General features: G+C 42.0%; 22 protein-coding genes and 1 riboswitch. Of the genes, 11 read left to right on the top strand and 11 right to left on the bottom strand.

All coding sequences use genetic code 11. The features are described from left to right. Nucleotide 1 precedes the first annotated feature (1 nt). Nucleotides 2–667 carry a sterol desaturase family protein gene (locus tag BM266_RS05090; RefSeq protein WP_093406707.1) on the bottom strand — a complete coding sequence of 222 codons (666 nt, stop codon included), beginning with the start codon at nt 665–667 and terminating at the stop codon, nt 2–4. Between the two features lie 11 nt (nt 668–678). Further along, a complete protein-coding gene (locus BM266_RS05085) occupies nt 679–1,293 on the bottom strand; it encodes a deoxynucleoside kinase (protein ID WP_093406704.1) in 615 nt (204 codons plus the stop codon). A gap of 313 nt (nt 1,294–1,606) precedes the next feature. Between BM266_RS05085 and BM266_RS05080 the strand changes: the two genes are divergently transcribed. Then, the gene (locus BM266_RS05080) at nt 1,607–1,798 is read left to right on the top strand and encodes a DUF302 domain-containing protein (RefSeq protein WP_093406702.1); all 192 of its coding nucleotides are present in this window, start codon (nt 1,607–1,609) and stop codon (nt 1,796–1,798) included. A 216-nt stretch (nt 1,799–2,014) separates the two neighbouring features. Here BM266_RS05080 and BM266_RS05075 read toward each other — a convergent pair whose 3' ends face one another. Beyond that, nucleotides 2,015–2,932, bottom strand: coding sequence for an AraC family transcriptional regulator (locus tag BM266_RS05075; protein ID WP_093406699.1), 918 nt, complete (start codon nt 2,930–2,932; stop codon nt 2,015–2,017). Nucleotides 2,933–3,044: 112 nt separating this feature from the next. Here BM266_RS05075 and BM266_RS05070 point away from each other — a divergent pair, with 112 nt between their 5' ends. After that, the gene (locus BM266_RS05070; RefSeq protein WP_093406697.1) at nt 3,045–4,544 is read left to right on the top strand and encodes an aldehyde dehydrogenase family protein; all 1,500 of its coding nucleotides are present in this window, start codon (nt 3,045–3,047) and stop codon (nt 4,542–4,544) included. Between the two features lie 3 nt (nt 4,545–4,547). Beyond that, nucleotides 4,548–4,907 (top strand): DUF779 domain-containing protein, encoded by a 360-nt coding sequence (locus BM266_RS05065; protein ID WP_093406694.1) that lies wholly within the window; start codon nt 4,548–4,550, stop codon nt 4,905–4,907. 89 nt (nt 4,908–4,996) lie between these two features. On the opposite strand, the gene BM266_RS05060 is transcribed toward BM266_RS05065, so the two are convergent. The 8 genes from BM266_RS05060 to metK form a co-directional block, all read right to left on the bottom strand. Continuing rightward, complete coding sequence (locus tag BM266_RS05060; RefSeq protein WP_093406691.1) at nt 4,997–5,365, bottom strand: DUF6122 family protein; 369 nt, start codon at nt 5,363–5,365, stop codon at nt 4,997–4,999. Between the two features lie 220 nt (nt 5,366–5,585). Beyond that, the gene (locus BM266_RS05055) at nt 5,586–5,933 is read right to left on the bottom strand and encodes a DUF202 domain-containing protein (RefSeq protein WP_093406689.1); all 348 of its coding nucleotides are present in this window, start codon (nt 5,931–5,933) and stop codon (nt 5,586–5,588) included. A 149-nt stretch (nt 5,934–6,082) separates the two neighbouring features. Further along, the gene (locus BM266_RS05050; protein ID WP_093406687.1) at nt 6,083–9,370 is read right to left on the bottom strand and encodes an amidohydrolase family protein; all 3,288 of its coding nucleotides are present in this window, start codon (nt 9,368–9,370) and stop codon (nt 6,083–6,085) included. A 70-nt stretch (nt 9,371–9,440) separates the two neighbouring features. After that, nucleotides 9,441–10,379: a pyridoxal-phosphate dependent enzyme gene (locus BM266_RS05045; RefSeq protein WP_093406685.1), complete on the bottom strand. Its 939-nt coding sequence runs from the start codon at nt 10,377–10,379 to the stop codon at nt 9,441–9,443. 99 nt (nt 10,380–10,478) lie between these two features. Beyond that, nucleotides 10,479–10,931, bottom strand: coding sequence for a universal stress protein (locus BM266_RS05040; RefSeq protein ID WP_093406683.1), 453 nt, complete (start codon nt 10,929–10,931; stop codon nt 10,479–10,481). An 11-nt stretch (nt 10,932–10,942) separates the two neighbouring features. Beyond that, nucleotides 10,943–11,872, bottom strand: coding sequence for a 2-hydroxyacid dehydrogenase (locus BM266_RS05035; RefSeq protein WP_093406681.1), 930 nt, complete (start codon nt 11,870–11,872; stop codon nt 10,943–10,945). A gap of 26 nt (nt 11,873–11,898) precedes the next feature. Then, nucleotides 11,899–13,263 (bottom strand): acyl-CoA dehydrogenase family protein, encoded by a 1,365-nt coding sequence (locus BM266_RS05030; protein WP_093406679.1) that lies wholly within the window; start codon nt 13,261–13,263, stop codon nt 11,899–11,901. Nucleotides 13,264–13,394: 131 nt separating this feature from the next. Continuing rightward, nucleotides 13,395–14,648, bottom strand: a complete 1,254-nt coding sequence (metK, locus tag BM266_RS05025) for a methionine adenosyltransferase (protein ID WP_093406677.1) — start codon at nt 14,646–14,648, stop codon at nt 13,395–13,397. 819 nt (nt 14,649–15,467) lie between these two features. Between metK and BM266_RS05020 the strand changes: the two genes are divergently transcribed. The 8 genes from BM266_RS05020 (at nt 15,468) to BM266_RS04985 (ending at nt 23,156) form a co-directional block, all read left to right on the top strand. Then, nucleotides 15,468–16,760 carry an O-acetylhomoserine aminocarboxypropyltransferase/cysteine synthase family protein gene (locus tag BM266_RS05020; protein ID WP_093406675.1) on the top strand — a complete coding sequence of 431 codons (1,293 nt, stop codon included), beginning with the start codon at nt 15,468–15,470 and terminating at the stop codon, nt 16,758–16,760. 81 nt (nt 16,761–16,841) lie between these two features. Continuing rightward, nucleotides 16,842–17,849 (top strand): alpha/beta fold hydrolase, encoded by a 1,008-nt coding sequence (locus BM266_RS05015; RefSeq protein ID WP_093406672.1) that lies wholly within the window; start codon nt 16,842–16,844, stop codon nt 17,847–17,849. Next, complete coding sequence (locus BM266_RS05010; protein WP_245760385.1) at nt 17,821–18,885, top strand: homoserine dehydrogenase family protein; 1,065 nt, start codon at nt 17,821–17,823, stop codon at nt 18,883–18,885. Before BM266_RS05015 ends, BM266_RS05010 begins: the two co-directional genes overlap by 29 nt. Nucleotides 18,886–18,905: 20 nt before the next feature. Then, nucleotides 18,906–20,069, top strand: a complete 1,164-nt coding sequence (locus BM266_RS05005) for a trans-sulfuration enzyme family protein (RefSeq protein ID WP_093406667.1) — start codon at nt 18,906–18,908, stop codon at nt 20,067–20,069. 72 nt (nt 20,070–20,141) lie between these two features. Beyond that, nucleotides 20,142–20,576: an RrF2 family transcriptional regulator gene (locus BM266_RS05000; protein ID WP_093406665.1), complete on the top strand. Its 435-nt coding sequence runs from the start codon at nt 20,142–20,144 to the stop codon at nt 20,574–20,576. Nucleotides 20,577–20,739: 163 nt separating this feature from the next. After that, entirely contained in the window at nt 20,740–21,369 is a 630-nt protein-coding gene (locus BM266_RS04995; RefSeq protein WP_093406663.1) for a phosphoadenosine phosphosulfate reductase domain-containing protein, read from the top strand. A gap of 115 nt (nt 21,370–21,484) precedes the next feature. After that, a complete protein-coding gene (locus BM266_RS04990) occupies nt 21,485–21,907 on the top strand; it encodes an OsmC family protein (RefSeq protein ID WP_093406660.1) in 423 nt (140 codons plus the stop codon). Nucleotides 21,908–21,983: 76 nt separating this feature from the next. Beyond that, nucleotides 21,984–22,091: riboswitch (SAM riboswitch) on the top strand. Between the two features lie 48 nt (nt 22,092–22,139). After that, nucleotides 22,140–23,156, top strand: coding sequence for a homocysteine S-methyltransferase family protein (locus tag BM266_RS04985; protein ID WP_093406658.1), 1,017 nt, complete (start codon nt 22,140–22,142; stop codon nt 23,154–23,156).

Raw genomic sequence — 23,156 nt, 5'->3', positions numbered from 1 at the left:
TTTAGTCGTCTATACTTGCTCCAACCGCTGTTCGTTCTGATCTCCCGGTTTTTCTAGGCATCGTTCCAAAGAGATGATCCCAGAGTGGAGAGGTTACTCCAAAAGCTCTGTCAGGTTCGCGGTAATGATGAATACTGTGATGATGCCATAAGGTCTTTAAAAAATTATTTGGAACCTTAAAGGCGTGTACTGAATAATGCACAGCGAGATAGCCGGCGTAACCGATTAAAAATCCTGCCAGGAATCCGAAAACATAATCACCAAGAACCGCCCGGTAAATAATAAAAAGCACGGTAGCAATTATCAAGCTAAGTACCGGCGGCATAGCAAGACGGGATTTATCCTTAGGATAGTCATGATGTACGCCGTGCATAGTATAGGAGATTTTCTTTTTACGTGGGGTGGTTGCAGGAATATGATATATATATCGGTGCATTAAATATTCTACCAGGGTAAAGAAAAATAAGCCAGCCATAAATAATAAGATCATCATAGGAGCTTCAAAGCCTTTTTCTACAATTCCGTAGTATACCAAAACCGCAGCGATCGCTCCAAAAATTATCAGGGGAAGCGAAATGTGGGTATGGGTTAATTTTTCCAGGATAGGATTATCGAATAATTTGGGAGAACCCTTATGCTTTGGTCTTTTTAGTTTAGTAGATTCCATAATTTTGGATTTTAAAATAAACCATGCAATTCCCCGTCAATCCGGTTTATTATATTTCCAAGATCTTCCGGGTTATCTACAAAGTTAATATTATCAACATCAATAATAAGCAGATTCCCTTTGTTGTAATTGTGAACCCAGGCCTCGTAACGTTCGTTAAGTCGGCTTAAGTAATCAATGGAAATTGAATTTTCATAATCACGTCCGCGTTTGTGTATTTGGTTAACAAGGTTAGGGATGCTGCTGCGCAAATAAATCAAGAGATCCGGCCCTTGTACTACACTTTCCATTAAATCAAATAAAGACCTGTAATTCTCAAAGTCACGGTTGGTCATAAGACCCATAGCGTGCAGATTGGGAGCAAAAATATGGGCATCTTCGTAAATGGTTCGATCCTGAATGATTTTTTCTCCACTTTCTCTAATCTGAAGAATTTGTCTAAACCTGCTGTTTAAGAAGTATATCTGCAGGTTAAAAGACCAGCGTTCCATTGTATTGTAGAAATCCTCCAGGTAAGGATTTTCCAGAACGTCCTCAAAATGAGCTTCCCAATTATAATGTTTTGCTAAAAGTTTTGTGAGGGTGGTTTTTCCGGCCCCAATATTTCCTGCAATAGCTACATGCATAAGTCAAAATTTTACTCGCTGGTTAGATTTGGTAATTGATGGTGTAAAGATAAAAGATTTGAACAATACCCAATTTTTGGGTTTGTCAATTTATTCTAGGAGGGTAAATACCCCGAGGCTAGCCTCGTTTATAAATGTTATAAAATTTGAAAACGTGTTCCACTAAAATGCACCGTGGGCTTGCCCCGGTGAAATTTACTTATAAAATTTAAAATCAGGAACAGTACACTTCTTTAATTCTCTGTTTTTTGCAATTTCAAGAATTATCTTCCTGGGGCAGTTAAAAGTCCAGGAAGAGGAATAGACTACTGTGATGCGTGCCGAAAGTTGTTTTGCTTTTGAGGAAACCTATACCCGTCTTAAAGATCGACTCGCAGAAAATCCAGAAATAAAAATTCTTGCTGAAATTGATCATTTAAAAAATGGCCGGGAAGCCGGATTACAATTGGAGCCTGCCAGGCTTATTATCTTCGGAAATACCAAAGCAGGAACCCCATTAATGTAGAATCGGCAGGTAACCGGTCTTGATCTCCCTCTGAAAATTTTTCTGGGGTAAGATGAAAAAGGAAAGGTGTTTCTGGCTTATAGCGATGTGAATCATCTAAAAACCCGACATGCGCTGAAGTCAGGCAAGATTTTAAAAAATATAAAAAAGAGACTGAAAGATATTGCTAAAGATGTTACCGGCCGAAACCCTAAAAAGTAAAAAAGCGGCAGAAAATTAAGCAAGATTACTTTTTACCAATTTTCTATATTGATTTGGGGTGATTTTTTCAAAGCGTTTAAACTGCCGGTTAAAATAACTCGTGTTGTTAAACCCACTTTTATATGCAATATCAGAAAACTTCCATGCCGTTTTTTGAATCAGTTTTTTTGCAAATTTTATCCGCTCGCCGTTTAAATAATCTATTGGTGTTTCTCCCAGTGTATTTTTAAAGCTTCGGTAAAAATTAGAAGTGCTCATACAGGCTTTACCAGCCAGATCGTCAACGTTAATATTTTCTGTAAGATGTTCCCGCATATACTTTACAATAAATGCCATCCGGTTATTATCAAAAAGTGTTTCATTATCTACCAGCATCCCTTTCGCTTTGGTTTGAAGCAACCTGATAATTAATTCTTTTACCATAAGGTCCAGCAGTGCATCTTTCGCTTTTCCGTTTTCCAAAAAAGTACTAAAAATGCGATCCAAGACAAATTGCACCTGATGGTTATTCGCTAAATGCACGGCACTGGCGTCAAAACTATGACTGTCATTTTCAAATTCGATACGGGTGTTTTCATTAAAAATTTGAACGGTTTCCTTTATTTTATCGGGATCAATTCCCAGGGCGAGGCAACGGGTAGGGTTCTTGGAATTTGCCAGCGGAAAATCTATCACCATCTTTTTATCTGAAGGCAGGACAACCGATTCACCGGGAAAAAATTCAAAAGATTTCATCCCTTCCAGGTGCATTATTTTCTTACCGGTAAGCATACTCGCAATAATTGGAAATCCAAATTGAAGATTCACCTTCTCAGCAACCTGCTGGGTTTCAAAAACATTTAATTCAGCGTAATCGGCGCTGTAAATTGTTCTGTTTTCAATAGAAGTATTTAGCTTCAAATTGCGATTGTAGTTTGACAGATTGGTATTCAATTCCTGATTAATTTAATAAGTTAGTAGTAATGTAATACTTATTTGTAGAAATGTTCAATTAATTGGTTTTAAAATTAAGGATATTACGGTGTTAATTTTAAAAAATATTTCTATGAGCTATTCAGCACCAAAATTTAAAGAAAAATATGGTAACTTCATTAATGGAAAATTTCAGGACCCTATAGATGGAGAGTATTTTGAAAATCATTCGCCGGTAAATAACAAGCTTTTGGCTAAGTATCCACGTTCTAACGAGAAAGATGTAAAAAGTGCGATTGAAGCCGCCAATAATGCCAAACACGAGTGGGGAAATACTTCAGCTGCAGAGCGCGCTGCGATTCTACATAAAATAGCTGATGTTATCCAGGATAACCTTGAAACCTTCGCCCAAATGGAAACGGCCGATAATGGGAAATCTATACGGGAAACAATGAATGCCGATGTACCCTTAGCGGTAGATCATTTTAGGTATTTTGCTTCCGCAATCAGAGCCGAAGAAGGATCGGCTACAGAATTAAATGAAAATACCCTTTCCTTAATTATCAATGAGCCGCTTGGCGTGGTTGCACAAATTATTCCGTGGAACTTTCCATTACTAATGTTGGCATGGAAAGTAGCTCCGGCTTTGGCTTCCGGAAACTGTGTGGTTTTAAAACCTGCGGAACAAACACCGGCTTCAGCAACATTTTTAGCAGAAAAAATAGCCGATCTCTTACCTCCCGGAGTATTTAACGTAATTCATGGATTTGGCCCCGAAGCAGGAAAACCACTGGCTTCAAGCCCTAATGTAGATAAAGTGGCCTTTACAGGAGAAACTACAACGGGACAGTTAATTATGCAATATGCTTCAAAAAACCTGCATCCTGTAACAATGGAATTGGGAGGAAAATCGCCAAATGTTTTCTTTAATAGTATTATGGATCACGACGATGCTTTCCTCGATAAATGTATTGAAGGCGCCGTGCTTTTCGCTTTTAATCAGGGAGAAGTATGTACGGCGCCATCCAGGATTTTAATTCAGGAGGATATTTATGATGAATTTATTAAACGGGTAATTGAACGCACTAATGCCATTAAAATGGGCAATCCGTTTGAGGAGTCTACGATGATGGGCGCTCAGGCTTCCAGCGATCAACACCAAAAAATTCTGGAATATATCAAAATAGGAAAAGACGAAGGTGCTGAGGTTTTAGCCGGTGGGGATTCCGCAAAACTAGATGGAGATTTGGCTAACGGATTTTACATTCAACCCACTATTCTAAAAGGCCATAATAAAATGCGGGTTTTCCAGGAAGAGATCTTTGGACCTGTGGTGGCGGTTTGTACCTTTAAAGATGAAGCCGAAGCTATTGAAATTGCAAACGACACGATGTATGGACTTGGTGCAGGGGTTTGGACACGAGATGCGCATCAACTTTATCAAATTCCGCGAGCGATAAAAGCCGGACGGGTTTGGGTGAATTGCTATCACGACTACCCTGCGCACGCGCCGTTTGGAGGTTATAAGAAATCTGGTTTTGGAAGGGAAAATCACCTAATGATGCTAAACCACTACCGACAAAGTAAGAATATGCTGATTTCTTATGATAAGAATAAACTAGGATTCTTTTAGACTATGGAATTTAAGCGAGTAGAAATAACTCCTGAAGCAGAAAAACTGCTGCAAGAACTCAAGCAACAGCACGGCGAGGTAATCTTTCACCAAAGCGGCGGCTGTTGCGACGGGTCTTCGCCTATGTTGCTACCAAAGGAAGATTTCTATATAGACGAGAACGATATTTTAATGGGGGAAGTTGGTGGTGTTAAATTTTATATGAGCCACGATCAGTTTGAATATTGGAAACATACCCATCTTACGGTAGATATTATAAAGGGCAGAGGAGGTAGTTTTTCTCTTGATATTCCTACCGGTTACCGGTTCATCATCAAATCCAGAATGTTAACCGATGAAGAAAACAAAACGCTGAATCCTTAATTTGTTACTTAAATCAAACCCGAGGCCTGAATACTTCTTCAAATGTTCAGGCCTCGGTTTTTTATAGCTAAACATTATTTCTGAAGAGTTTACCTGAAATATTTATAAATTTCAGAATTAACATAGCATTCTTCACATTTAGAGAACATCCACATGCAGTCTATAAAATCGGTGATCATATGGAATAAAAGACCAATAAATATCAGCCTGATAGTCTTATGTTTTACAAAAATGGCGCCTAAAAAATATCCCAATATTGGAATTTCTGAATGTAGGGGATGATAGCCAATTCCGCAGCGCATAGGGTCAAAAAGGGGCGTCGCAAATACGTGGTCGAGATCTACTGCCATTGTAGCCAGGAGAATCAGCCAGTTCTTTTTCCAGTTTTTTTTATTGTACCAGTAGGCGATAGCACCTATGGCTATAAAATGAAGGAAGTAATGCGTGAAAGTTTGCAATTGGAGTTGTTATGTGTTGAAGTTGCAGAGTATACTATTTTCTGTTTGTTGGCGGTTTCGGAATTGACTTTCCAAAAACCATACCTCTAAAATACAACCTCTTTTAAAGTACAATTATAATATACTAGAAACAGAACCCAAGGAGTGTGCCTAGAAACTAATTAGAATGCTTAATAATAAATATCGAATCCCTTGAAATTGGAATTATTTTCTGATTAACTTAGAAATTCCCGGGATCCTCCTCTTCTTCCTCCTCGGCTGAAGACTCCACCTTTCCCCTCAGCAGATCCTTCATTTTATTCCTTAGAACTATAAATCGCCAGATGCCCACGGTGACAAAGAGCACCGAGAATACCAATGCGAGATAACCAATGTAATGCATCTCTTCATATTCCTTTAACTGAATTAACGCAAGACCCCCAAGCAGAAAATAAAGCGCCGCCTGGGTATAGGATAACAGAGTACGCTCATTGGCGAGCTTCGTCCGCTCCAGCGCAAGGTGTTCGCGGATGATACTCTCATCTATCTTCCTTCCCGTAAAAAGCCTTCCGAATTTAACTTTCCTCATAAATTTTATTTTCTTAACAGGTTAAAAAGATAGCTTTTTAAGATTCAAATTCTAAAAACAAACGCAAGTACTGTCCTCCTTCATTCTTCACCACTAAAAAATAGTATTGCAAATCATATCTTTTTAACCCTCTAATGAATAAATACTAATTACTGGCAGATGCACCCCGGTGCAGTAAAGCTTTCAGTGCCTTCATGCCAGGGAAAAGCTGCGTTATATTTATTGTTTTCCCAATAGAAATCACCGCGTTCCTTTGGCTCGTTGCCAATCTCATTCATCGTTTCAGCATCATATAATCTTCCGTTTACCATGGTGTAAATAACAGTTTCAGAGTTGCGAATATCCTCCAGCGGATTCTTCTCCAACACGATCAAATCGGCCAGTTTTCCATTTTCCAGAGAACCTATCTCGCTTCCCATTCCAATATAATCAGCGCCGTTAATGGTAGCTGCCTGTAGGGCTTCCATATTAGTCATTCCGCCCATTTGAAGCAACCAAAGTTCCCAGTGGGCACCAAGGCCCTGTAATTGTCCGTGGGCGCCCAGGTTAACTTTTACGCCAATATCAGTTAGGGCTTTAGCAGTTTTTGATACAAGCACAGGCCCGTTCTCATATTCTTCATCGGGAAGTTTGGTACGGTGACGTGAACGGGAATCTACCAAATATCGCGGGGTGAAATTAAGCAAACGCTCGTTTTCCCATACATTATCCTTTTCGTAGAAATAATACTCCCCGTTAATGCCGCCGTAATTCACGATTAGAGTAGGAGTGTAGCCGGCGCTGCTATTACCCCAAAGGGTTTCTATGTCCTTGTAAACCGGCGCGACAGGAATATTATGCTCTATTCCGGTATGGCCGTCAACTATCATGTTCATATTATGGAGAAAAGTACTTCCGCCTTCCGGTACAACATTCATCTCCAGTTCCTTAGCAGCCTGCATGATTTGTTGACGCTGTTCCCGGCGCGGCTGATTGTAACTTTTTACTGAAGTCGCTCCAAAAGCTTTGGTTCTTCTCAAGGCAGAGCGTGCATCCTCCAGGTTGTTGATAACGGCCTTAAAATCTCCATCGGCTCCGTAAAGAATAACTCCGGTGGAATAAATCCTTGGGCCAATCATTTCTCCGGCCTTCACCATCTCGGCCATACTGAAGATCGTTTCACTCAGTGCGGAAGGATCGTGAACTGTAGTTACCCCGAAGGCAAGATTTGCATATAGGGGCCAGTGCTTTTCAGGGGTAAGCCCGTAACGGAAAGCGCCAATATGGGCGTGAGCATCTACGATCCCAGGCATAACCGTTTTGCCCTCCAGGTCATAAACCTTTGCGCGATTTGGGATATCCACTTCGGAAGCTTCGCCAACCGAAACAATTTTATTGCCATCAATTAATATACTTCCATTATCAATGACCTTGTCACCGTTCATAGTGATGATGCGCGCATTGGTAAAGGCGATCTGCCCTGAAGGAACATCGGTTTCCAGCTTTAGCCCTATTTTTGTGCCTTTTTCAGTAATTGGGGGAATAGAATCGGGCGAATTCTGTAAAAAGGTGAACCTTTCTGATACCTTGTTGGTGAAATATTCGTCCCCCAGGGTCCAGTGCAAATTTTTGCTATCGTTAGACCAATGCAGGTTAAGTCCGGCATCTTTGGCGATCTGGCTCACCGGAACTGTTTTGGTGTTATTGTCCAGGTCTACCGGGCGACCGTTCATTGGAAGCGGGGCAACATAGGCTTTATGCAAATGTGAAAAAACCACCCATTTGTTGTCCGGGCTTGGAACCAATCGGTTCGCATATTTAGACTTGATGTGCGTGCGCTCCTCATGGCCGTTAAGGTTAATACTTTTTAGATTTTTCTCGATGCTGCCCATAAGTCCGCCACCGGTTTGAAAAAAGATGCGTTTACCATCGGCGCTGTATTGCGGGAAATCTCCGGAATCGTGGATCTTTTTCAAATTCTCTCCGGAAGCATCAATAGTGTAAATTCCCGGCTCTTTGCTGAAAGTCTGTCCCTGGTCTGAGTTGCCTTTTTCCTTTACGAATACGATGGTTTTTCCATCATTCGAAAAGGAAGGATTTCTGAAAATCCCTTTTTCTGAAGTTAGTTTTTGAGGATTCCTACCATTAAGACCAACTTTCATCAAGGCGCCCATTCCCTCGTCTGTCCAGGTTACATAGGCGATCTCTTTTCCGTCGGGTGAAAAAGCAGGTTCAAATTCAAATTCGTCGTTTTTAGTGATGCGCTGAGGTTTGCCGTTGGGCAGGTCTTTTTTCCAGAGATGACCTACGGCGCTAAACACTAAGGTCTTTCCGTTAGGTGAAGTCATGGCGTGACGTATTACTTTAGCATCAAATTCTTCAGAAAATACCTGATGCTCACTGCGGTGGCTTTCTGCGATTTCAATAGTGTTTTCTACCTCAAAAGGAATAACCTGGCTTTCGAAAGTTTCAATATTCACTTTGTTGATCTTGCCTTCGGCCCAGAATACGATTTCCTTATTGTTGGGCATCCAGGAATAGCCGGGATAAACGCCAAAAATTGCCCAGGCTTCCTGTTGGTCTTTGCTTAGCTCATCATAAACCGGCCATTCCTCGCCGGTTTCCAAGTCGTGAATGTATAAAACAGATTTTGTTCTGATGCGCTTCACAAAAGCCAGTTTCTTGCCATCGGGTGAAACCTGAGGTCTTGCTGCGCCTCCGGGACCTCCGGTAATGGTAGTGTTCTCGCCGGTTTCAAAATCGTAACGTTTGATCACGTAGATCTGTTTGTTAGGATCTTTATTATACTGAAAAGCACCTCCGGGATACATATCTTCGCTGTAATAAAGATATTTGCCATCGGGAGAAATGCTGGGTTCATTTACATCCTGCTGGTCGTTCTTGCGCTCGGTTAGCTGCAGGCCTGCTTCTCCGCCAATATGATATTGCCACATTTCACCGGCACCCAGGGAACGTCCTGAGGTAAAATGTTTTCTGGCAATGATGGAATTACCATCAGCAGTCCATTCCCCATTATTTAAAAGTCTGAAATCTTCTTTGGTGAGCTGCTTTGCGTTTTCGCCATTACTATCCATTATCCAGATATTATCACCCCCGGCGGCATCGCTGGTGAAGGAGATTTTGGATCCATCAGGGCTAAACCGGGGTTGTACTTCATAGGCCATCCCGCTGCGAAGGACCTTGGCTTTTCCACCAGAAACAGACATTGAATAAATATCGCCCAAAAGGTCAAAAACTATGGTTTTCCCATCAGGGCTAACGTCAAGGTTCATCCAGGTACCTTCGTCGGTTTGAAGCTGCACCTCTTTGATATTCCAGTCGTCGGAATAAGGATCGTTAACGTTCCATTTGTCTTTTTCTTTGTCTTTTTCTTCCTGTGAGATCAGGTTAGGGGCGGCCAGAAGTAGAAATATGACCGGAATGAAATTTTTAAACATATTATATATTTTAAGGGGGATAAATATACGGCTTCTTTTTTTTGATAAAAGCGAAATAGAAATCAGCTTTTTAGAAAGGCAGGTTGCTTAAATCCACATTTCCACCCGAAATGATCATTCCAGTTTTCTTTCCTCTGAATTTTTTTTTCTCGCGAAGCACGGCCGCAAAGGCTACCGCGCTCGAAGGCTCCACGATAATCTTCATGCGTTCCCAGATTAGGCGCATTGCTAAAATGATCTCATCTTCCTCCACCCTAATAATTTCTGAAACATACTTTTGAATCAGTGGAAAATTTTTGTCTCCAAGTTGGGTTTTCAGACCATCGGCAATGGTGTTTGTTGTCTCGTTGGTTTCTATCTTTCCGCTTTTAAGGGATCGGTATGCGTCATCGACTTCAAAAGGTTCGGCGCCAATGCATTTGCAGTTTTTTCCGAAGTAATCTACCGCAAGGGCGGTTCCGGCCAGGAGTCCGCCACCACCTACGGGAGTGATCAGCACATCCAGATCGGGATGCTCTTCCAGCAGTTCGATGGCCGCGGTTCCCTGCCCGTAAATCACATCAAGTTGATTGGAAGGATGTAAAAAAGTAGCACCGGTCTCCTTCACTATCTTTTCAGCGGCTTCCTCCCGGTCTTTTATGGTAGGAGGGCAAATTGTGATTTTTCCGCCATAATTCTGAACCGCTGCTTTCTTTACTTCCGGAGCTGAAGAAGGCATTACAATATAAGCAGGAATCCCCAGGCTTTTTGCTGCCAGAGAAACTGCCTGGGCAAAATTTCCGGAAGAATGGGTGACCACTCCTTTTTCCCGCGCTTCCTCGCTCAGGTTCAAAATAGCTGCTGTAGCACCCCGCATTTTAAAAGCTCCGGCCCGCTGAAAATTTTCGCATTTAAAGAAAATTTCTGTCCCAGCTATTTCGTTAAGCAGATGGGAATTCATTACAGGTGTGCGATGAATATGGGGTTTTATATTTTCGTGGAGCTTTTGAAATTCTCTTTTGCTAATCATCTTGTGAAATAAGGGCAATACCCGGATTAGGGATTAAAATATTTAATCCCTAAAGTTAAGGTTTCTCACTAAAATCAAAAACTTTCCAAATGCGGATTCTTATTTCTCTTCCTCAATTGGAATGGCCAAAAAGGGCACTTCTGCCTTTTTGAGTAATTCCAGGGAAACATTTTCCGAAAGGATATTAAAGAGAAATCCGTGTTTGTGGGTGCCAACGATCAAAAGGTCGGCATTAAGTTTTTTTACTTCTTCGATGATAGTCTGAACCGTAGATCCTTGAATAAGCAGAGCCTCAGATTCGATGTTTTGATCTACAAAGAGTTTGCTAATGGCTTGCAGCTGCCGATGTTCTTCCCGGAATTCATCCGCCTTTACATCTCTGATATACTGCGGACCAACTTCGTATCCGGTAAATTCGGGACTTGGCTCAGCCACGTGAACAACCCAAATCTTCGATCCGAATTTTTCAGCAATGCTTTCCGCATAACCCATAAGTTCTCCAATAGTGTCATTGAAATCTACGGCAACCAGAATGTTTTTAAATGTATCCATAATATTAATGTTTAATAACCTTTTTCACGTTCTACTACATTTTTTAGTGGTTCGTCTTCCTTCATTCTTTCATAATTCTCCACGATTTGGGGGACAACGTAATTTGGATGCGTAACACTTGCTATGTGAGGAGTTATAAAAACTTTTGGATGTTCCCAAAACGGATGATCCTCGGGCAGAGGTTCCTGCCGGAAAACATCCATAGCCGCTCCAGATAGATGGTCCTTGTCTAACATTTCTATCAGATCGAGTTCCACAAGATGTTCTCCCCGGGCTACATTTATCACATAGGCCCCTTCGGGAAGTTTTTCAAATAGTCCCTTGTTAAGAATATTTTTGGTTTCGGGGGTAAGGGGGAGTAGGTTTACCAGTATTTCAGATTTTTCAAGGAAAGCTTCCATTTCATCTTCACCTGAAAAACTTTCAATATTTTCTATATTCTTCGGAGTTTTTGAGAAGCCATGTACCTTGAAGCCGTTTTTCGCCAAAGTTTTTGCCGTCGTTTGGCCAAGATGGCCAAGACCTAAGACCCCCACATTAACGTCTTTGTTTCTCTTGTAAGTTACGGGATTCCAGGTTTTCTCCGCTTGTTGTTTTTGGTAAATTAAAAGATTACGCTGATAATTAAGAATAAGGCTTAAAACAAAATTACCCATATCTTCTTCAAGCATATTATCTACAACCTTGGTTATCTGTATATTTTCCGGTAGCTCCGAGTCGGAGGTGATATGGTCTACTCCGGCGCCCATAGAGGCAATAACTTTTAGATTTGGATAATTTTTGAATAGTCCACGTGGATGCTTCCATGCAAGCACAAAATCCACTTCTTTCTTATCGTGTTCTTCAGGATATACATAAATATTTAATCCCGGGTGTTGGTTTTGTAAAGCTTTTACCCAAGGTTTCGGGTCTTTCCCCGGACTAACAATTAATAATGACATTCGTTTTCTTTTAAAATTGTTTATATTTAACTAACAAAGGCACTGTGACCAGTTATGGCACGGCCTACAATTAATGAATTTATTTCTTTGGTGCCTTCATAGCTGTAGATAGCCTCGGCATCGGCCACAAACCGGGCCACATCATATTCGAGTAAAATTCCGTTTCCTCCCATTACTTCCCTGGCCCGGCTCACCACATCCCGGGTGCGCATACTACAGAAGACTTTGGCCAAAGAAGCATGTTCATCTGAAAGCAACCCGGCATCCTGCATTTCCGAAAGTCGGAAAACCAGGGTTTGCATTGCGGTAAGATTGGAAAGCATTTCAACGAGGTGATCTTGAATAAGCTGATAGGAAGCAATCGGTCTTCCAAATTGTTCCCGTTTTCTAGTATACTTCAAGGCGCTTTCATAAGCACCACGGGCACAACCCACGGCCTGCCAGGCAACTCCGGCACGTGTCATCCGCAGCACCTTGGCTGTATCCTTAAAGCTGTTGGCCTTTTGCAACCTGTCGCTTTCAGGAATTTTGCAATTTTCCAGGGTGATAAGTGCATTCTGCACAATTCGCAGCGCCATCTTATCTTTCATTTTTTCGGCTTTAAAACCGGGATTTTCTTTTCTTACCAGGAAACCTTTAACCTGGTTGGAATCTTCATCGCGGGCCCAGATCACTATCACATCGGCAAAGGTGGCATTGCCAATCCATTTTTTCTGTCCGTTTAAGATCCAGTTTTCACCATCTAATTTACAGGTGGTTTCCAGACCTCCTGCCACTCCCGAACCTACGTTTGGTTCGGTAAGTCCAAAGGCACCAATTTTTTCCAGTTTCTGCATCTCCGGAAGCCATTCCTGCTTTTGTTCCTCGCTTCCACAGAGGTAGATAGACCCCATTGCCAGGCCGCTGTGAACTCCAAAAAATGTGGAGATGGAAACATCCACCCGGGCGATTTCCTGAGCGATGATACCTTCCATTAAAAACGGAAGATTGGGACAGCCGTAACCCTCATAAGGAACACCGGTTATATTGAGTTTTTTGAATTTTTCGATGATCTCGAAAGGAAATTCAGCCCGGTTCCAGTGATCATTAACCAAAGGTCGAACCTCATCTTCCATAAAATTCCGGACGTCCATCTGCAATTTGCGCTGTTCCTCGGTTAATTTGAGATCCAGGTCATAGAAATCCCCATCGATAGGAGGTAGGTCACTTTTGCCTTTTTTCCGCTTCGTTTTTAACATTTTCATCAGCCCTTTGAGTTGGCGTTCATCAAGCGCACCCAAAGTTTTCATAGCTTCTGATAGATCTATTTGTTGATTTATTTTTGCCAGCTGCTCCATGTCAACTGATCTTAGTAGGCTGAAGGTATCACGAACTTTTTTGAAAACGGACATTTAGTGTGGGATTGGTTGGATCTTAAAATTAGGAATAATTTCTCCTGCCCGCTGTTAAAGCTTTCCGAAGAAAACCTAAAAAAGTAAACCGCGAAAATCGCGGTCTACTTAGTACTATTTATGGAAAAAAATTAAAGTCCGAAAGCTTCTTTTACCTTATCTACATAATCCAGTTTCTCCCAGGTGAAGAGTTCCACTTCTTTCGTAATCCTGCCATTATACGGGCTTTCAAAAACCTTGGTGATGGTCCTCGGTTCTTTTCCCATATGCCCGTAAGCAGCTGTTTCGCGGTATATTGGATTTCTTAGCTTTAGTCGTTCCTCGATGGCTGCAGGGCGCATATCGAAGATCTCTCTTACTTTTTTGGCGATCTCTCCATCTTTAAGTTTCACTTTGGAAGTTCTGTAGGTATCCACAAAGATAGAAGTAGGTTCTACCACACCAATGGCATATGAAACCTGTACCAAAATTTCATCGGCCACTCCTGCAGCAACTAAATTCTTAGCAATATGTCTTGCAGCGTAGGCAGCCGATCGGTCTACCTTGCTCGGATCTTTTCCTGAAAAGGCACCGCCTCCGTGAGCGCCTTTCCCTCCGTAAGTATCTACGATGATCTTTCTCCCGGTTAATCCTGCATCACCGTGTGGCCCGCCGATCACAAATTTTCCGGTAGGGTTGATATGATAGGTGATATCCTCATTAAAGAGTTTCTGTACGTATTCAGGCAATTGTTCTTTAACCCGAGGAATAAGAATTTCCTTAATATCTTTTTCAATTTGTTTTTGCATCGCCTCATCTTCATCGAATTCGTCGTGCTGGGTAGATACTACAATGGCAACTATTTTCTGCGGAATATTTTCGTCGTTGTATTCTATGGTGACCTGGCTTTTAGAATCGGGACGCAGGTAAGTTATTTCTTTTTCCTCCCGTCTTATTTTTGCCAGCTCAATAAGGATCTTGTGAGAAATATCTAAAGCCAGGGGCATGTAGTTTTCGGTTTCATTTGTGGCGTAACCAAACATCATTCCCTGGTCGCCGGCACCCTGTTCTTCTTTATTTCCTCGATCCACCCCCTGGTTGATTTCCTGCGATTGTTCGTGAATAAGCGAGATGACGCCACAGGAATCCCCGCTGAATTTATAGGCACCTTTGGTATACCCAATATCATTAATCACATCCCGTGCTATAGTTTGCACATCCAGGTAAGTATCGCTGCGTACTTCTCCGGCAAGAACAACCTGTCCGGTTGTTACCAGGGTTTCACATGCAACTTTGGAGTTTTCGTCAAAAGCAAGAAAATTATCGAGAAGGGTATCGCTAATCTGGTCGGCGATCTTATCTGGGTGTCCTTCAGAAACGCTTTCAGAAGTAAATAAATAAGCCATATTTCTTTTAAGTATTATAGAATTATGGGCGGAATTTGACGTGTGGAGCTAACAGGAGTAATATTACTGCTTTAGCATTTTTCAATACACCTTAGTGTATATAGGGTTGCAATCAGTCAAATCCTTCCCTTTAAATTATTCGGATACAAATGTATAAAAATAAGCGGGATTCAATATTTCTTTTTTAAAGTTTAATTCAACTCTTTCCCTCGGAAGGTAACCGGTTATTTTAAAAGAACTTTAGGAAAGCTATATTAATTTTCTGAAAAACAACTTTTTTTTCATTTAAAATAAATATTTCGTAAAAGTTGGTCTTTAGCTTGGATATTAAAAGATTGTGCACTTATCTTTGTAGCCAACAAAACAACGAAATGTACAAGTTTATTTGCAATATGATGCGTATGATGATGTGGAAAGTCTCCGCAGCGCGCACTATTGCATAAAACTGAAAAGATATTTTGCAAAAGCCGCTGCCACCGCAGCGGCTTTTTTTATATAATAATTTGTCTTTTCCGTGAAGACGGAAATCCAGAGAAAGAATAAAGAGTAAAGATTCCCGCCTCCGAGGGAATGACAAAAAATAATTAGTATGAGTAATAATCTGTCAATAGCAAAAAATATGATGATGCAAATTATGATGATGTGTATGTCTATGCACATGAAATGCTATTGCCAGAAGCGAATGTAACTTAGTTTTTAAAGTTCGATTCAAGTCCCCCTGGTAATAGCGAAACCAGGGGGATTTTTCATTTAAACATTAGTCATTTCCGCGCAGGTGGAAATCTCAAAACGAAATTCAAACATTAAAAAACTAATATCATGAGTACTCAAAAATTTTCAACCAACGCCCTTCACGCAGGATACGATGTAACAGCTAACGCCGGAACCAGAGCAGTACCGCTTTATCAATCTACTTCCTACGTATTTAAGAATTCCCAACACGCCGCCGATCTTTTTTCATTGGCCGAGCCGGGATTCATTTACACCCGAATCAATAATCCTACAAACGATATTTTGGAACAGCGTCTTGCCGCAGTGGAAGGTGGAATCGCAGCGGTGGTTACCGCCTCGGGAACCGCGGCTATAAATACGACTCTGTTAACTTTGTTGAAAGCGGGAGATCATATCGTGGCCTCCAACAGTTTGTACGGTGGAACCTATAATCTCCTGAATGTAACCCTGCCTCGCCTTGGGATTACCACCACTTTTGTGGAACCAGGGAATCCGGAAAACTTTAGTAAAGCGGCCAAAGAGAATACCAGGGTGTTCTTTGTGGAATCCCTGGGGAATCCAAAACTGGATGTGCTTGATCTTAAAGCAATCTCTGCGGAAGCTAAAAAATTTAAAGTTCCTTTTATCGTCGATAATACGGTGGCAACCCCATCACTTCTGAAACCCATAGAGCACGGCGCCGATATCGTGATCGAATCCCTAACAAAATACATCAACGGAAATGGTACTGCCCTTGGCGGCGCGATAATCGATGCCGGAAGATTCGACTGGGCTAATGGAAAATTTCCCGAGTTTACCGAACCTTCTCCGGGCTACCACGGCCTGGTTTATCACGAAGCTCTAAAGGAAGCTGCCTTTATCGCGAAAGTGCGTATTGAAGGTTTGAGAGATCATGGGGCTGCACTAAGTCCGTTTAATGCTTTCCAGATCCTCCAGGGGCTGGAAACCCTGGAGATACGCATTAAACAGCATAGCGAAAATGCGCTGGAACTGGCCAAATGGCTTCAGGAACAACCGGAAGTAAAATGGGTGAATTATCCCGGACTAGAAAGCAGCAAATACTACAAGTTGGCGAAGCAATATCTTCCGAAAGGACAAAGCGGGGTAGTAACCTTTGGGGTTGATGGCGGCTACGAATCGGCAAAAGTGGTGGCCGATGAGACCAAACTCTTTTCTTTAGTAGCCAATATTGGTGATACTAAATCCCTTATTATCCATCCCGCCAGTACTACTCACCAGCAACTCAACGAAGAACAACAAGCAACCACGGGAGTTACCCAGGACCTTATACGACTTTCGGTTGGGTTGGAAGATGTGGAAGACCTGAAAAACGATCTTAAAGAAGCATTTTCTAAGATTGGAAAAAAAGCATTGGTATAATTATTTGTTGGTTGGAAGGCGCAGGGAAAAGCATCCAGGTTAAGACTTTTCCCTTGCCGCCTTTCGAAAAAAAAAGAAAATATGCTTCACGAGATTTGGATAAAAGACTTTAAAAATTCCGCCGGCGGGATTCAGGATATTCGGCTTAGTTTCCAGCTTTTCGGGCGGCCTCTTGAGTTGGCCCCGGTAGTACTGGTAAATCATGCCCTAACCGGAAATTCCCAGATCACCGGCCAAAATGGCTGGTGGAGTGGGATCGTAGGCCCGGGAAAAACTATAGATACCGATCAATATGCGGTGCTGGCGTTTAATATTCCCGGAAATGGTTTTAGCGGAAAAAAAGAGGACCTGATAGAAAACTATAAGGATTTCAGCTTAAAAGATATCGCCCGCATACAGTCGCTCGCTCTGGAAGAGCTGGGAATCACAAAGCTGTTTGCCGTAATCGGCGGATCTATTGGAGGAGCTCTGGCCTGGGAGCTGGCAGCTTTACAACCCGATCTTGCCGAAAATATCATTCCCATCGCAACCGATTATAAAGCCACCGATTGGGTAATTGCAAACTGCAAGGTGCAGGAACAAATTTTAAATAATTCCAGCAGTCCGGTAAAGGATGCCCGGATGCACGCGATGACCTTCTACCGAACCCCGCAATCGCTCGCCAGAAAATTTAATCGCTCGCGGGAAGAAGCGCAGGCATGTTACAAAGTAGAAGGTTGGTTGAAATACCATGGCGATAAGCTGGAGGAGCGCTTTCAACTGGCTTCGTACAAATTGATGAATCACCTGCTTACCACTATAGATATCAGCAGTGGCAGCGGGAATTACCTGGAAGCCGCTAGAAAAATAAAAGGAAATATCCACATTATCACGGTGAATTCAGACTGGTTTTTCCTGGCTGATGAAAACTGGGAAACCTATGTGGATCTGTCTCTGGCCAAACCCAATGTGAGTATTCACGAAATCAAATCCATACACGGGCATGATGCCTTTTTAATCGAAGCCTCCCAACTAACCCGATTTTTAAAACCTGTTTTTAAAACCAACAAAATTGAAAAAAGTGAACATCATCTTATTTGGAGTAGGTAATGTAGGCAGTACGCTTATAGACCAATTTTTAAAAATCAGGTCCCGGTGGACCGCCGAATCAGGGATTAGACTTAATATCCCCGTAATCGCAAATTCGGGAAAAGCCCTTTTTATGCCTAAAGGGATCGGTGAAAACTGGAAAGAGGATTTCGATAAGAATGCGGAGGCTTATAAACTGGAAGATATTTTGGAATTCAGCCAAAAACATCAGCTTGAAAATCCTGTGGCCATAGATGCTACGGTCAGTAAAGACCTGGTGCTCGACTATCCCAAACTTGTGCAAAACGGCTTTCATCTGGTGGCAGCGAACAAGGTGGCCAATACGCTTTCCGATGAATTTTATTATGGATTAAGAAGGGAACTCGAAAAGCACAAAAAACATTTTTATTACGAAACCAATGTTGGTGCCGGCCTACCTATTGTGCAAACCGTGCAGGGGCTGCACCAGGCTGGGGAGAAGGTGATCCGTATTCGCGGGGTTTTTTCGGGCTCGCTGAGCTTTATCTTTAATACTTTTTCTGAAAGCGAGGGGGAATTTTCTGAAGTCTTGAAGCAAGCCGGAGATCTTGGGTATACTGAACCTGATGCCCGCGAAGATCTCTCCGGAAATGATGTGGGGAGAAAACTTCTTATTCTGGCACGGGAACTTCAGCTGAAGAAGGAGTTTAAAGAAGTGAAAATTCAGTCGCTTATTCCTGAAAAATTAAATGGAAAAACCTCCACGGAAGATTTTCAGAATAGAATTTCCGAATTGGATGAGATCTTCGAAAAACGAAAAAAAAATCAAAAGAAGAATCACGTATTGCGCTATGTTGGCGAGCTTAAAGTTGGGAGGGGCAGTCTGGAGGCCAAACTTATTTCAGCACCCAGGGAGAGTGCGTTGGGACAGATTAAGGGAGCCGATAATATTTTTGAGATTTATACCGAATCTTACGGCGAGCAACCCCTGGTGATCCAGGGAGCAGGGGCCGGAGCAGCAGTGACTGCCCGGGGTGTAGTGTGTGATGTGCTTAAGCTCTCACAAAGGCTTAATTAATAATAAGAAAAACAAAGCAGATGCATTTTGAAACCGAAGCTATAAGAACCCAAACAGAGAGAACGCAGTTCCAGGAACATTCCACACCACTTTACTTAACGTCAAGTTATGTCTTTGAGGATGCCGAAGATATGCGGGCTTCTTTCGCTGAAGAAAAAGAGCGCAATATTTACAGCAGGTTTACCAACCCAAATACTTCAGAATTTGTTGAGAAAATCACAAAAATGGAAGGAGCTGAAGCGGGTTCTGCCTTCGCGACGGGAATGAGCGCGGTGTTTTCCACGCTGGCGGCCTTGCTCGACAGTGGGGATCATATCATTTCAGCCAGGGCGGTTTTTGGTTCCACCCACAGCTTGTTCACCAAATTTTTTCCGAAGTGGAATATCTCACACAGCTATTTTAATGTGAACGATGTAGATAAGATCGAAAGCCTTATCAGGCCTGAAACAAAGATCATTTTTGCTGAAAGTCCTACCAATCCCGGGGTGGAGCTTCTGGACCTGGAAGTATTGGGTAAAATTGCCGAAAAGCACAATCTAATCCTGATAATCGATAATTGTTTCGCGACCCCATATTTGCAAAATCCAATAAAATTTGGCGCACAACTGGTGATTCATTCGGCTACCAAATTGATTGACGGGCAGGGGCGTGTTTTAGGAGGAGTAACTGTGGGAAATGCAAATTTGATCAGGGAGATCTATTTGTTTTCAAGAAATACCGGACCGGCTTTGTCGCCGTTTAATGCCTGGGTGTTGTCTAAAAGTTTGGAGACCCTTCCGGTGCGACTGGACAGGCATTGTGAAAACGCACTGAAGATCGCCGAATTTTTAGAAAAGCAGCCGAATGCTGAAAAGGTAAAATACCCCTTTTTAAAATCGCATCCGCAATATGAGATAGCAAAAAAGCAGATGAAGGCAGGTGGGAATATTATTTCTTTCGAAATTAAAGGCGGCCTGGAAGCGGGGCGAAATTTCATAAATGCCATAGAACTTTGTTCGAGATCGGCCAATTTGGGGGATACCCGCAGTATCGTAACCCACCCGGCCTCGACAACGCATAGTAAACTAAGTGAGGAAGACAGGCTGGAAGCAGGAATTTCAGTTGGATTGGTGCGAATTTCGGTTGGACTTGAACATCCAGATGATGTGATTGCAGATTTAGAACAGGCTCTAGCCAGGGTGTAAAATGAGTAGTGCAAAATTACAGGAAGATAGATAGCAAACGGAGTAAAAATTTTATTTAAGTATCTTCGTGCTATGCTTTCAAAAAAGACTAAATACGGGATTAAGGCGCTGGCCTTTATCGCGTCACGCGAGGATAAAAAACCGGTGCAAACCTCCGAGATCGCTAAAAGCGAGAATATCTCTTTGAAGTTTCTGGAAAGTATTTTGCTAAGTCTACGGAAATCCGGCTTCCTGGGCTCGAAGAAAGGCAAAGGTGGCGGTTATTATCTCATACAGGAACCTGAGAAGATCAAAATGACCTCTGTAGTTCGGGTACTCGAAGGCCCCATAGCTATGGTGCCTTGCGTAAGCCTGAATTATTACGAAAAATGCGACGACTGTCCCGATGAAGCAACCTGCTCGGTACATGCCCTGATGATACAGGTTAGAGATAGCACCCTGAATGTTTTAGGCGGGAATACACTTTACGATTTGGCCAGGGTGAAGAAAAAAGCACAATCTGATTAAATTAATTATGAATTAGTTGGCATAACCGCAGGTTTAAGTTTATTTTTGCTTTAATAACCTACTAATCCGATAGGGTTTATAAAAATGATTCCCGGTTCGATAAAAGGCCTCGGCGAAAGAGCATTATCAATTCCTGGAATATTATAATATTTAAAGGGATAATATGAAAAAATTTACTCAATCTCAGTTAGAAGAACTTAACGAAAAGTTCAAGGCATTTAGTCCTTTCGAAATCATAGAGTGGATAATTACAAAAGCTGAAAATCCTGTGGTTACTACAAATTTCCGACCCTATGAAGCCGCTATCTTGCATTCGGTAACCCGGGTGGAACCCAATCTTAAGGTAATTTGGTGTGACACAGGGTATAACACTCCTCAAACCTATAAACATGCTACCCAGGTAGCTGAGCAGTTGAATTTGAATATAAAACTTTACATACCAAAACAAACAGCAGCATACAGAGATGCATTTTTTGGTGGTATCCCTGAAGTAAATTCATCTCAACATGATGAATTCACGAAACAGGTGAAGCTCGAACCTTTCCAGCGTGCGATGAAGGAACAAAATCCAGACCTATGGTTTACTAATTTACGGAAAGGGCAAACCACTTTTCGCGACAGCATTGGTATTTTGAGCTACAGCAAGGATGGGATTTTAAAAGTGAGTCCATTTTATCATTGGAGTGACGAGAAACTTGATACTTATTTGGCAGAACATAATTTGCCTAATGAATTTAAATATTCTGATCCCACTAAGGTGCTGTCTAACCGCGAGTGCGGTTTACATGCCTAAAATCAATTAAAACCAGCTAAGTTGAAATAATACTGAGGTCTTCTCTGGTATTTACAAAAATTAAAAGCTCCTGATTTCAGGAGCTTTTTCTACATTTGCTGGAAAATTGACCGCTATGAAAATTCATCTGAAACGCATAAACAAAGAATACCGCTTTGAAACCACCAACGAGCGCGGGGATGTGGTTTACCTCGATAATAAATCGGTAGAAAATCCGCAGGGTGCGAGCCCGATGGATCTTTTATTGCGTGGTCTTGCCGGCTGCAGCAGTATTGATGTGGTGATGATCCTTAAGAAACAAAAGATAGAGCTCGACGATCTTGAAGTTGAGGTAGAAGGTTTCAGGGAAGATGGTGCTATTCCAAATGTTTTTAAAGGTATCCACCTGCACTTTATTCTACAGGGAGATGCACCTGCAGCCAAGGCCATCAGGGCGGTAGAACTCTCCATGGATAAATATTGTTCAGTTTCTAAAATGCTGGAAAAAGCGGCTGAAATAACCTATTCTATTACCTTAAATGGGGAAAAATTAAAATAAGCTTAAAAAGATTTTAATTCTTTGGAATTGGATTAAGTATGACCGATATTTGGCGATTCAAGTTCATTAATTTACATCGTTATCAAGAAAGGTTGAGGGAATAGACCCGATGAAACCTTAGCAACCCTCCTGTAATGGGAGAAGGTGCTACCTTCTACTTCGCTTAAGCGCAGATAGATAACAAAAGACTCTTTTCCTGCTTCTTTTTTTGATAGTGATTTATTACGATACTATGTCAAAATTAGAAGAACAACTCAAACGTAAAATATTGATCCTGGATGGTGCTATGGGCACTATGCTTCAGGAATATAAATTCACGGAAGAAGATTTCCGCCGAAATCGTTTTGCCCAGTGGCCGGTATCCCTGCAGGGTAATAACGACCTTTTATCTTTAACGCAGCCTGAAGCCATTGCTACAATACACCGAAAATATTTTGAAGCCGGTGCCGATATCGTGGAAACCAACACTTTTTCCGGTACTACTATAGCGATGGCCGATTATCAGATGGAAGATCTGGTTTATGAGATGAATTACGAATCTGCCAGAATTGCCAAAAAGGTTGCTGAAGAAATGACTGCTGAACAACCGGGACAACCGCGTTTTGTAGCCGGAGCAATGGGACCTACCAACAAGACCGCCAGCATGTCGCCAGATGTTAATGATCCTGGGTTCAGAGCTATTTCTTTTGAAGAACTTCGGGTAGCTTATAAGCAACAGGCAAGAGCTCTAATTGAGGGAGGAGTTGATATTCTGCTGATAGAAACGGTTTTTGATACCCTGAATGCCAAGGCTGCGCTTTTTGCCATAGATGAGTTAAAGGAGGAACTCGGGGTAGATGTCCCTGTGATGGTTAGCGGCACGATTACCGATGCTTCCGGGAGAACCCTTTCAGGTCAAACGGCAGAGGCTTTTTTGATCTCTGTTTCACATATCCCTCTTTTAAGTATAGGATTTAACTGTGCTCTCGGAGCAAAACAGCTTACCCCACATCTGGAAGTGTTAAACCGTTATACAGACTCTGGAGTTTCGGCTTATCCCAATGCCGGCTTACCGAATGCTTTTGGGGAATATGATCAGGATTCAGAAGAAATGGCAAGCCAGATAAAGGAATATTTAGAAAAAGGTCTTGTAAATATTTTAGGAGGTTGCTGTGGTACCACGCCAGATCATATCAGGGCAATCGCCAAAATCGCTAAAGACTACAAGCCCAGACCTATAGAAAAACTGAAAAATCCGGAAATCGTATAA

Origin of the sequence: Salegentibacter flavus, from assembly GCF_900115145.1 — a bacterium.
GTDB classification, from domain to species: domain Bacteria; phylum Bacteroidota; class Bacteroidia; order Flavobacteriales; family Flavobacteriaceae; genus Salegentibacter; species Salegentibacter flavus.
Note: the sequence above shows the minus strand (reverse complement) of the source record. Positions and strands in the feature narration are given on the sequence as shown.

Bases quoted from the DNA above. Each gene is read 5' to 3' on its own strand.
- BM266_RS05090 (WP_093406707.1), bottom strand. From the start codon at position 667: ATGGAATCTACTAAACTAAAAAGACCAAAGCATAAGGGTTCTCCCAAA.
- BM266_RS05085 (WP_093406704.1), bottom strand. From the start codon at position 1,293: ATGCATGTAGCTATTGCAGGAAATATTGGGGCCGGAAAAACCACCCTC.
- BM266_RS05080 (WP_093406702.1), top strand. From the start codon at position 1,607: ATGCGTGCCGAAAGTTGTTTTGCTTTTGAGGAAACCTATACCCGTCTT.
- BM266_RS05070 (WP_093406697.1), top strand. From the start codon at position 3,045: ATGAGCTATTCAGCACCAAAATTTAAAGAAAAATATGGTAACTTCATT.
- BM266_RS05065 (WP_093406694.1), top strand. From the start codon at position 4,548: ATGGAATTTAAGCGAGTAGAAATAACTCCTGAAGCAGAAAAACTGCTG.
- BM266_RS05055 (WP_093406689.1), bottom strand. From the start codon at position 5,933: ATGAGGAAAGTTAAATTCGGAAGGCTTTTTACGGGAAGGAAGATAGAT.
- BM266_RS05050 (WP_093406687.1), bottom strand. From the start codon at position 9,370: ATGTTTAAAAATTTCATTCCGGTCATATTTCTACTTCTGGCCGCCCCT.
- BM266_RS05045 (WP_093406685.1), bottom strand. From the start codon at position 10,379: ATGATTAGCAAAAGAGAATTTCAAAAGCTCCACGAAAATATAAAACCC.
- BM266_RS05040 (WP_093406683.1), bottom strand. From the start codon at position 10,931: ATGGATACATTTAAAAACATTCTGGTTGCCGTAGATTTCAATGACACT.
- BM266_RS05035 (WP_093406681.1), bottom strand. From the start codon at position 11,872: ATGTCATTATTAATTGTTAGTCCGGGGAAAGACCCGAAACCTTGGGTA.
- BM266_RS05030 (WP_093406679.1), bottom strand. From the start codon at position 13,263: ATGTCCGTTTTCAAAAAAGTTCGTGATACCTTCAGCCTACTAAGATCA.
- metK (WP_093406677.1), bottom strand. From the start codon at position 14,648: ATGGCTTATTTATTTACTTCTGAAAGCGTTTCTGAAGGACACCCAGAT.
- BM266_RS05020 (WP_093406675.1), top strand. From the start codon at position 15,468: ATGAGTACTCAAAAATTTTCAACCAACGCCCTTCACGCAGGATACGAT.
- BM266_RS05015 (WP_093406672.1), top strand. From the start codon at position 16,842: ATGCTTCACGAGATTTGGATAAAAGACTTTAAAAATTCCGCCGGCGGG.
- BM266_RS05005 (WP_093406667.1), top strand. From the start codon at position 18,906: ATGCATTTTGAAACCGAAGCTATAAGAACCCAAACAGAGAGAACGCAG.
- BM266_RS05000 (WP_093406665.1), top strand. From the start codon at position 20,142: ATGCTTTCAAAAAAGACTAAATACGGGATTAAGGCGCTGGCCTTTATC.
- BM266_RS04995 (WP_093406663.1), top strand. From the start codon at position 20,740: ATGAAAAAATTTACTCAATCTCAGTTAGAAGAACTTAACGAAAAGTTC.
- BM266_RS04990 (WP_093406660.1), top strand. From the start codon at position 21,485: ATGAAAATTCATCTGAAACGCATAAACAAAGAATACCGCTTTGAAACC.
- BM266_RS04985 (WP_093406658.1), top strand. From the start codon at position 22,140: ATGTCAAAATTAGAAGAACAACTCAAACGTAAAATATTGATCCTGGAT.